We start from the raw sequence: 4,856 nt of genomic DNA, 5'->3' as shown, positions 1-4,856 counted from the left end.
AAAGTTATACTGTAAAATCATCACCTAAATAGACTTTGCGAACTTGTTCATTTTCGAGAATATCCTGCGGAGAACCCTCTGCGATGACGGATCCCTCACTCACAATATAAGCATGCTCGCAAATTGCCAATGTTTCACGTACATTATGGTCCGTAATCAGAACACCAATCCCTCGTTCTTTAAGATTACGAATAATCTCTTTAATATCACCCACTGAAATAGGATCAACCCCCGCAAAAGGCTCATCCAGCAACATAAATTTTGGATCAGCCGCCAAAGCACGTGCAATTTCAGCACGGCGACGTTCTCCACCAGAAACACTCATTCCTAATGAATCCTTAATATGACCAATTTTAAAATCAGCCAATAATTCATTTAAACGTTGTTGACGCTGCTGCTTATTTAAATCCTTACGAGTTTCCAAAATTGCCATAATGTTTTCAGCAATTGTCAACTTTCTAAAAATAGAGGCTTCCTGTGGCAAATAACCAATGCCCTTTCTGGCACGTTCATGCATCGCCAAATGTGAAAGATCTTCATTATCTAAATGAATTTCCCCTTTATCCATTCGTACCAAACCAACAACCATATAAAAGCTTGTGGTTTTACCTGCACCATTTGGTCCAAGTAGCCCAACAATTTGACCGCTTTGCATCTGAAATGATACATCTTTCACGACCCAGCGTTTATTATAGTTTTTTGCCAAGTGTTTGATACAAAGGGTTTGTGGTTTTTGACGTGTTTGCTCCATTAATCACGTGCTCCCGGAAAACTTTTAGAACTTGATGGTGGAATAATCAGTTGAACACGATTTGAACTTGAACCTTGTGCTTCAATATCACCTTTATTCATACTATATTTTAAGCTATTGCCTCGAATGCTAGCTCCATCCTGAAATAAATAAGCATTGCCTGTTAAAGTAATAATGCCTGTATCTGCGTTATAAATAATTTTCTGTGCTTCACCACGCGCGACCCCTTTTTCAGCGCTAATCTGTTGCTGAAATTTGGATGGTCGACCATTGGCAGTAATGGTTTGAATTTCACGTTTGGAATTCAGTTGTGCAACAATCGAATCCGCCTGTAATTTCATAGTGCCCTGTTCGATCACCACATTTCCAGTATAGGTTGTAATGCCTGTTTTATCATTATAGGTGGCTTTGTCAGCGACCAATGAGATAGGTTGACTACGATCTGAAGGGAGCGCTAATGCAGATGCAGACATCACGGCAAAGATCGTGAAACCTGTTACTTGTTTCAGGAAAGTCGAACAAGAAATCGATTTAAGAGTTTGGTGCATACTTTCCTCGAATATTAAAAAATTCGTATTGGCTATTTTCCAGATCTGCTTTTAAACCATTGCTGACAAAAGAAGCCTGTGGTGATTGCACATCCACCTGATGTGTCGTTTCAATTTTTTTTGTTTTCGGATAGGTCGTCAGCTCATCCGTTCGAAAAACAATTTCACCTTGTTCAGCAATTCTTGTTGCAATAACATCACCTGAAAGAATAACCTTTTCGTTATCATCATAACCATTTGCAACTTTTGAAGAAAAAGTCGCATTCACTTGTCCATTCTCATACATTGATGCATGTAAATTTTCAAGTTTTGACGTTTGTTTCTGCATATCCTGTTCAAGTCGATCGACCTTTGCACGAATATACAAATGACCAAGATCGTTCGTCTGAGTCAAATTGATATCATTTGCTGTATAAGTCATATTGCGACTATCATCAGCGTCCAGTTTGTTCGCATTGCCACTGTAGTAATAATAGCCACCACTTACAGCTGCGATTGCAATCGCCACGATATATAAAACTCTAGTATCCATAAGCGGCGTAATATCACCTTTTTCTCTGGCTTAGAATATTAATGGGGTACAGTCAGATATTTTGCAAGAAGTTCTTCGTAAACTCCTTTTGCATTCAGTAACATATCACAGACTTCACGCACTGCTCCACGACCGCCCATCGCTTGAGTCACCAAATGAGCACGACGGCGTAGCTCGACATGGCCATTTGGAACAGTCACACACATTCCTGCAAGTGAAAAAGCCGATAAATCAGGCCAATCATCACCCATATATAAACAATCAGAAGGTGCTAAATTAAATTGCGCACATGCTTCACGCAACGCCACGCCTTTATCTTCACGCCCTTGAAAGATCAGATCGACGCCTAAATCAGACATCCTTTTTTCAACGATCTGACTTTTACGACCTGTAATGATAATGACTTTAAGGCCAGCTTGCTGAACCAGTTTCATCCCCAAACCATCACGAATATCAAAAGATTTGATTTCATCGCCACTATTGGTCAATGTCACAAATCCATCACTCAAGATACCGTCCACATCTAAAACCAGTGCCTGAATATGACGAGCTTGTTCAAGTAATGCATAAGATGCCATGAATTAATTTACCCCTGCCTGAATTAGGTCATGCATACTGATCACACCAATGACTTTATTTTGATCATCAACAACCACAAACTGACTAATTTTTTTAGCATTCAGTTGTTGTAATGCTTCTACTGCACGCGCTTCCTGAGAAATCGTCGCAGGATGCTCAATCATCACCGAAGACACAGGAAGTTTGACATCAAAACCTTGTTGCTTATCAATTAGACGACGTAAATCACCATCCGTAAAGATACCTAATAAATGATCTTGTTCATCAACAATGGTCGTCAAACCTAAACGTTTGTTTGAAATTTCGTAAAGGACCTGATTCATTGGGGTATCAGGAGATACTTTTGGAAGCTCCTCACCGGTATGCATTAAATGTTTTACATGTAAAAGTAAACGTTTACCTAAAGCACCTGCTGGATGCGAGCGAGCAAAGTCGTCGGCAGTAAAGCCTCGCGCTTCCAACAATGCAACCGCGAGCGCATCACCCAATACCAATGTCGCAGTGGTACTTGAGGTGGGTGCAAGCCCTAATGGACAAGCTTCGTTTGACTCACCCAAAGTTAAAGCTACATCTGCATTTTTTGGCATTGGACCTGTATCATCACGGCTAATGGTGATCAATGGTACTTCCAGATGTTTAATCAAAGGCATCAGCATCATGATCTCATCACTTTTGCCTGAATTGGAAATGGCAATCAGTACATCACCCCGTACTAACATTCCCAAGTCACCATGCCCCGCTTCACCAGGATGCATAAAAAACGAAGGTGTACCTGTGGAAGCAAAAGTGGCTGCCATTTTTCGACCAATATGACCAGATTTACCCATACCTGTCACGACTACACGACCCTGACACTGTAGAATAATTTCACAAGCCTGATCAAAACGATCGTCTATTTGGCTTGCCAATACATCTAAGGCATGTTGTTCTATCGCAATGGTTTCCAGTGCAATTTTCTTAAAATCGGTGGTACTGGTCATAAAATATGAGCTCAAACAATTCGCTACTGCCAAACCGACAATAGACTTTTTAACTAAAAAATTTGCGCTATTCTAGCACATCTCATTTCTTGTCACGTTTTTAAATGTACAAGTTTTCACTTACTTATAAAAATTATGGATAAACCTTTGTGAAATATGTGGCTTACGTTAAGATGTAACACTATTTTTGGTGAATGTTTTTAAGAGTCTTATGCAACCATTCGTTTTATATAACTCAGAGCAACGTAAAAAAGTTGAATTTGTCCCACGTGTTGATGGCCAGATAGATATCTATGTCTGCGGCATGACGGTGTATGACTACTGTCATATTGGACATGCTCGAGTCATGGTTGCTTTTGACTATATTATTCGTTTTCTGCGTAGTCAGGGCTGGAAAGTACGGTATATCCGTAATATCACCGATATTGACGATAAAATTATCAGTCGTGCCAATGAAAATGGTGAAACGATTCAGCAACTAACCGCGCGTTTTATCACTGCTATGAATGAAGATGCGGCTAGTCTCGGTTGTGCTGAACCTGATGAATCGCCAAAAGCCACCGAATACATCGACCAAATGCAAAATATGATTGGGACTTTGGTCGAAAATGGCAGCGCTTATCCTGCTGCCAATGGTGATGTTTATTATGAAGTCACTAAATTTGCTAAATATGGTCGCCTATCTGGACGTAAACTGGATGATATGCAAGCAGGAGCCAGTGAGCGTGTTGATGTCGAAGTCGAGAAAAAACATCCGTTTGACTTTGTGCTGTGGAAACATGCCAAAGCCAACGAACCGTCATGGCAATCCCCTTGGGGCAATGGTCGTCCAGGTTGGCATATTGAATGTTCAGCCATGTCAACTTGCTGCTTAGGCAATCACTTTGACATTCATGGCGGTGGATCAGACTTATTATTTCCACATCATGAAAATGAAATCGCGCAAAGCGAGGCTGCAACAGGCGAACAGTATGTGAATTATTGGATGCATGTGGGCTTTATCAATGTCGATGGCGAGAAAATGTCAAAGTCTTTGGGCAATTTCTTTACCATTCGTGATGTAATGGAAAAGTTTCATCCTGAAGTGATTCGCTACTTTATTGTGTCTTCGCACTATCGTAGTCCTGTGAACTTTTCAGATACTGCGTTAAAAGAAGCGAAAACTGCACTCAGCCGTTTTTATCATGCCTTTAAAGCTTATGAGCAGGTGTATGGTCAAACTCATTCTGAACAGTTAGATCATGAGTTTATAGAACGTTTTAACAGTGCGATGCGCGATGACTTTAATACGCCTGAAGCTATGGCAGTACTCTTTGAACTCAATCGTGAACTCAATCGAGCTGTGAAAGAACAACAAACTGAACTGGCTACTGTTTACTATGCAACTTTGCGCCATTTAACGACAATTCTGGGCTTGGTTCAGCACAATGTCGATGAATTCTTAAAATCAGATATTGGTCAAGAAG

6 protein-coding genes are annotated in these 4,856 nt (G+C 40.5%); 1 reads left to right on the top strand and 5 read right to left on the bottom strand.

What is annotated here, in order from left to right:
- Positions 1-4: 4 nt before the first annotated feature.
- The 5 genes from lptB to JR005_RS09965 are packed head-to-tail and all read right to left on the bottom strand — an operon-like array spanning position 5 to position 3,390.
- On the bottom strand, positions 5-751 hold the full coding sequence (gene lptB / locus JR005_RS09985) for an LPS export ABC transporter ATP-binding protein (protein WP_004986798.1): 747 nt from the start codon (positions 749-751) through the stop codon (positions 5-7).
- Positions 751-1,299, bottom strand: coding sequence for a lipopolysaccharide transport periplasmic protein LptA (lptA, locus tag JR005_RS09980; RefSeq protein WP_004986800.1), 549 nt, complete (start codon positions 1,297-1,299; stop codon positions 751-753). Before lptA ends, lptB begins: the two co-directional genes overlap by 1 nt.
- Positions 1,283-1,831, bottom strand: coding sequence for an LPS export ABC transporter periplasmic protein LptC (gene lptC, locus JR005_RS09975; protein ID WP_004996841.1), 549 nt, complete (start codon positions 1,829-1,831; stop codon positions 1,283-1,285). The genes lptA and lptC overlap by 17 nt, the downstream gene beginning before the upstream one ends.
- A gap of 38 nt (positions 1,832-1,869) precedes the next feature.
- Entirely contained in the window at positions 1,870-2,409 is a 540-nt protein-coding gene (locus JR005_RS09970; RefSeq protein WP_004986805.1) for a KdsC family phosphatase, read from the bottom strand.
- A 3-nt stretch (positions 2,410-2,412) separates the two neighbouring features.
- Positions 2,413-3,390 (bottom strand): KpsF/GutQ family sugar-phosphate isomerase, encoded by a 978-nt coding sequence (locus JR005_RS09965; protein ID WP_004996840.1) that lies wholly within the window; start codon positions 3,388-3,390, stop codon positions 2,413-2,415.
- A 211-nt stretch (positions 3,391-3,601) separates the two neighbouring features.
- Here JR005_RS09965 and cysS point away from each other — a divergent pair.
- On the top strand, positions 3,602-4,856 hold a 1,255-nt coding region (gene cysS / locus JR005_RS09960), incomplete at its 3' end, for a cysteine--tRNA ligase (RefSeq protein WP_228731684.1).

Origin of the sequence: Acinetobacter sp. Colony158, assembly GCF_019264745.1 — a bacterium.
Classification (GTDB): domain Bacteria; phylum Pseudomonadota; class Gammaproteobacteria; order Pseudomonadales; family Moraxellaceae; genus Acinetobacter; species Acinetobacter ursingii.
Note: the sequence above shows the minus strand (reverse complement) of the source record. Positions and strands in the feature narration are given on the sequence as shown.